The following is a 4,203-nucleotide window of genomic DNA, read 5'->3' as shown; positions in this document are numbered from 1 at the left end:
CCAGCAAAGTTTTTAACATGGCAGTATTTGTTAGCTGTTAGTTGTTCTGTGTGAAAAGGCTTTGGCCATTTTTCATTTTTATTCTGTTATTTGGCGATCGCACTTGGCAGGTAGCATTTGCTCGACGATCTATCTGTTAGCTATTTGCATTTTTTGCACTTACCTGGAATATTAATAACTTCTTAGTTAGCTCCCAGATTTTCATTTCTTGTCTTTTGCCACCCGATCTGCTTGTGCAATCAGCCGATCTATTCGCCGCTGCCAAATTACTCTCATCGCTTCCCCAGTTACTCAGTTACTAATGAAACTGCGGAAAAAGAAGGATAAATTTGTATTTGGAAACAGACCGGAACTGACTTTCGAGCAAATAATTACCTGGTAACACATCTGGAAGAGAGCGGAATACACACAAATAAGCTCAGCAGACTTTATGCTAGAAAAGCCTTCTCGTCAGGAAGGTTAGCTAAAATAGCACGACTGCAAACCGTGTCTGGTGGCTGGAAAAAGGATTTTTAAGAATATTTTAATCTTATCATCCTCAATTCCGCTCTTGGCTGTACAGTTGACTGGTGGGAATTACCCACTTGTTACCGTAATTTCTGCCCAGAGAAAAGTTCCCGATTGCGGCTTTTGACTGTTATGTCTTGGCATTTGGTGCGGCAATAAAGGCTATCCCAAATGCCGCAGCTTACGGGGCGTTTTGCCATTCTGAGGAGAGAGTGCGAAAATCGTATTGCTCCACTTTAGGGTGACAGGTGACGCAACTCCCCATATTAGCGGGTTGGGGTAGTTTGACTCTGGGATGGAGCGCTTTAAAATAGCGAGATTGAGCTACTCGATAAGGGGTTTGTTCTTCTTCTGGTGCTTGCGTGCGCGAGAAAACCCGCAAGTAGTCCCACACGAGGAAGCGTTCGGGGTCTACTAGGGGCTTCAGCTTTTTGCCATAATGTTCCTCATCTTGAATGAGGTTTCGCCAAGTTTCCGTTGGTAAAACTGCTGGCGGTAGGCCAATGTGACAGGTAGCACAGTTTTCAAGATATAGTTGTTGTCCGAGTTGATATCGCTGCGGAACTATGTCAACTGTAGCCAGGGGATTTGGCGAGGGAATATTGATTGCTTCGCTAGATGCCGGATATACGGCGGGGGATACTTGAGGTATGGTTTGGCTTTGTCCGGGATATTGCGTTAACAGAGTAAAACCCCAGGCAATTACGCTACTCCACAGTAAAAGTAACAAAAACAAAACGATCGGCGATCGCTTATTCTGTTTGTGGCGCGATCGGCCTCGATAAAGCTTTGTTCGTACTCTACTGTCAGACAAATAAGGCTCCCAACAACACACCTAATATTTTAAGGAACTGATACAGATCTTAACAGCCGCTCCACAATGGTTTTTGCCCGCCGCCCACCAGAGGGAATGAGGCGGTGGGAAAGCACGTAGGGTGCCAGAAACTTGACATCATCGGGAATAGCGTAATCTCTACCGAGAATAAAAGCAAGGGCTTGGCTAGCTTTCTGCAAGGCGACTGTACCGCGAGGACTGACGCCCAAAGTAATTTCTTCATCTTCTCGCGTGGCTCGCACTAAGTTAAGGATGTAATGTTGTAGAGCGGCTTCCACCTTGACTTGACCGCACAAACGCCTCAACTCCAAAACATCCTCAGTCGAAATACACGGTTGCAGTTCATCGACGTTGACTCCTTCGTGAAGCCTTTGCAGCATTTGCAGTTCTTCTACTTCGCTGGGATAGCCGAGTGTGAGGCAAAGGGTAAAACGATCCATCTGGGCCTCTGGCAGGGGAAAGGTGCCTTGATATTCGATCGGATTTTGGGTAGCAATGACAAAAAATGGGTTGGGAACTAAACGAGGTACCCCATCCACAGTTACTTGCCTTTCTTCCATTACTTCCAACAAGGCAGACTGGGTGCGGGGTGTAGCGCGGTTAATTTCGTCTGCCAGCAGGATGTTTGCGAATACTGGCCCAGCCAGAAATTCAAATTCACCGCTACTTTGATTCCAGATATTGGTTCCTGTGATATCGCTGGGGAGTAAATCGGGAGTACATTGAATGCGTTGAAATTTGCCATCGATCGAGCGAGATAGCGATTTGGCCAGTAAGGTTTTACCTACTCCCGGCACATCTTCCAGCAGGGCGTGCCCACCGCTAAGCAGGGCTACCAATACTAAGCGGATGGCATCAGCTTTGCCAACAATAGTACGGCCCAGGTTTGCGGTGAGTATTTCAATATGTTTTCTCATATTGGTAATCGGTAATGGGTAATGGGTAAATTTTTAATTTTAAATTGCAGATTTTAGATTTAATTTCAAGCTAATATTTGCAATTATCCATTACCTATAAACAGCGCTCTAGCGGTTGCCGAGTCTACTTCGATTTGCGCTTTGAGCGCTGCGAGGGAAGCAAATTTTTGTTCTGGGCGCAGGAATTTTTCTAAACTTACCGTTATAGTTTTTCCATACAAATCTCCAAACCAGTCTAACAAGTGGATTTCCACAGTTGTACTTGTGCCATTCACGGTTGGCCGACAGCCAATATTCATCACCCCAGGCAGAAGGTGAGATAATGAATTTTCAGTTAAATTATTTTTTTCTTTGCCACAAAACTCTGTGCTATCTTGGCTAAAATTTTGTGCTGGTTCGATCGCAACTCGCACGGCGTAGACACCAAAATGGGGTATTAATTTTTCGCTCGGCAATTGCAGGTTAGCGGTCGGAAATCCTAGAGTTCTGCCCAGTTGCTGACCTTTGACCACTGAACCTGTGAGAGTGTAAGGTCTCCCCAGCAACCGATTTGCACGCTCAATATCTCCTGAAAGGAGCGCTTGGCGGATCATCGAACTGCTGATTCTTTCGCCTTCGCTATTTTGAATGGGCACTATAATTACTTCCACATCGTATTTGGCTGCGATCGCTTGCAAATCGGCTGATGTACCCGATCGCTTATATCCGAAACAAAAATCCTGCCCTACGCTCACCCGCTCAGCCCTCAGTTGCTGTACGAGAATGTTTTCTACAAATTCGTGCGGGCTGAGCGCGGCCATTTCCCGGCCAAAAGGCAACATCACCAGCTGTTCCACACCAAGGGAGGCGAGATGAAGAACTTTTTCATCGGGAGGGGTTAACAAAGCACGCGATTTCCCCGTGAAAAACTCTTGGGGATGGGGATTAAAGGTGACAACGGTTGCATAGAAATTTGTGCTGATACTCAATTTATGAATAGAGTCGCGGCTTTCGGAAATAGTATTTTCCAGAAGGCTTTTATCCTCTGGGCAACGACTTTCTGCGGGAGGAAACGCCGCTAAGCTTCGAGTAGCCAAGGATTCAGCTAAGGATTCTGGCAATACGGGTTTAACCACCTGTTGATGCCCTCGATGTACGCCATCAAAGTTTCCCAGGGCAACAGCAGTTGGAGTTAGAGCAGTTGTTAGCGATGAGGTAACCCACACGCTTTACATTTTACACAAATCAGACTCTCGGCGAATTTCAAATTTCAGAGTTAGGATAACAAAATCGGAAAATGGCATCGACAATCTGCGATCGGCAATCTGGAATTAACCGATTAGGCAGTTACTTTAGCCTCCTGTAGGTCTTCAGTGACAGATACCGATGGTGGGACTATCTCTAGAGTTATTCCTTCTCGTGCCAACAGGGTATTGGGAAATAACTTCACAGCCTGTTCTCCTACCATATCCAAGAAATCATCGTCATGCAGGGGATCGTGGTGGAAGATTACCAATTGCTTGACATTTGCTGCCTTAGCCACTTTAATCGCTTCCTGCCAGGTAGAGTGTCCCCATCCTACCTTACTTGATTTTGGCGAATGGTACTCCTCATCTGTATACGTAGCATCGTAGATCAGCACGTCGGCGTTGTGAGCTAGCCTGACAACAGTTTCATCCAAACGATCTGGATAATGTTCTGTATCGGTGATGTAAGCTGCGGAATAACCGCGCCAGTTGACGCGGTAGCCCATTGCTTCCCCTGGATGATTTAACAAACCAGTTTCCAGCCGAACATCCCCCAGTTCAACACTGTCTCCCATTTCCAGATTGTAGAATTTCAGCTGGGCCCCCATAATCTGTAGTGGGACGGGAAAATTGGGGTGCAGCATTTGATCGTTGAGGCGCTGCTGGATGGTGGCACCGTTGGGAGCCATAGCTCCATATATATGGAAGCAATTTCCCT

Annotated in this window: 4 protein-coding genes; all 4 read right to left on the bottom strand. The window is 46.3% G+C overall.

The window, feature by feature from the left end; all coding sequences use genetic code 11:
• Positions 1-688 precede the first annotated feature (688 nt).
• The gene (locus tag H6S82_RS21360) at positions 689-1,321 is read right to left on the bottom strand and encodes a diheme cytochrome c (protein WP_242057056.1); all 633 of its coding nucleotides are present in this window, start codon (positions 1,319-1,321) and stop codon (positions 689-691) included.
• A gap of 29 nt (positions 1,322-1,350) precedes the next feature.
• Positions 1,351-2,259: a MoxR family ATPase gene (locus H6S82_RS21355; RefSeq protein WP_190472012.1), complete on the bottom strand. Its 909-nt coding sequence runs from the start codon at positions 2,257-2,259 to the stop codon at positions 1,351-1,353.
• Between the two features lie 83 nt (positions 2,260-2,342).
• Positions 2,343-3,464: a bifunctional riboflavin kinase/FAD synthetase gene (locus H6S82_RS21350; protein WP_190472010.1), complete on the bottom strand. Its 1,122-nt coding sequence runs from the start codon at positions 3,462-3,464 to the stop codon at positions 2,343-2,345.
• 113 nt (positions 3,465-3,577) lie between these two features.
• On the bottom strand, positions 3,578-4,203 hold a 626-nt coding region (locus H6S82_RS21345), incomplete at its 5' end, for an MBL fold metallo-hydrolase (RefSeq protein WP_191056670.1).

The sequence above is a fragment of the Planktothrix sp. FACHB-1355 genome, from assembly GCF_014748295.1.
GTDB lineage: Bacteria > Cyanobacteriota > Cyanobacteriia > Cyanobacteriales > Aerosakkonemataceae > Aerosakkonema > Aerosakkonema funiforme_A.
This window is presented reverse-complemented; position numbering and strand designations above follow the sequence as displayed.